The 715-nt window shown below is 44.5% G+C and carries 1 protein-coding gene; it reads right to left on the reverse strand.

Annotation, left to right across the window (positions count from 1 at the left end; translation table 11 throughout):
* A partial coding sequence (locus tag KIV40_RS29295; RefSeq protein WP_309145838.1) for a tRNA (adenine(22)-N(1))-methyltransferase TrmK occupies positions 1–581 on the reverse strand: 581 nt, incomplete at its 3' end.
* Between the last annotated feature and the right edge of the window lie 134 nt (positions 582–715).

The raw sequence follows: 715 nt of genomic DNA on the forward strand, positions 1-715 counted from the left end.
TTACCAACGGGGGAAACTCTGTATTCGGATAAGTGAGTACTTACATTTTTACTGGTTTCTGGCTGATAAGAGACATGCAAAATTTCATAGAAACGACGATTTTCTTCGATGAGCTTTTCGTCAATCATCGAGAAATTACCTTTCCCTAGATATTCACGCAACTCAAATAACTGATGCACCGGACACAGCAAGAAATCAAACGCCAAATCCGTGTGATTTGAAATGATCGCGTCAATCAGTGTCTGTGTTAGCTCTCCGCCGACACCCGCAATCACTACTAAATGTTGTCCGCTTTGCTCGCTTAACGGCAGTTGACCAACGTCCATGCAGTGCACATGCCATTGAGTATCTGAATCACTTTTTGAAATGGAAGGCTGGCTATCGGAAAAATACTGCCCGAGCGTCGTTTCCAGTTCCGCCATTAAGTTAGGCACGATATCGACAAAATGGATATTGGGTGCCTTTTGTTCCACTAAAAGCTGCATCCCCAGATGACCGTGGTCACAGCAGCAATCCCAAATGTGATCATAAGGCTTGGAAATGAGGTTACTGATGGATTGAAGTCGATGGCTAAGCTTTATCATTGGCTGTGTCTGTCTTTTCAGTGGTGTGTTTGAAGGGGAAGCGTGGAGCATTGTAGTCACTTTCAGAAAAAACAAAAGCACCGAAGAAGGTTCGGTGCTTTGTGGCGTTGATTGGATTATTAGGCGGCGCT

The sequence above is a fragment of the Vibrio sp. D173a genome (assembly GCF_030248475.1).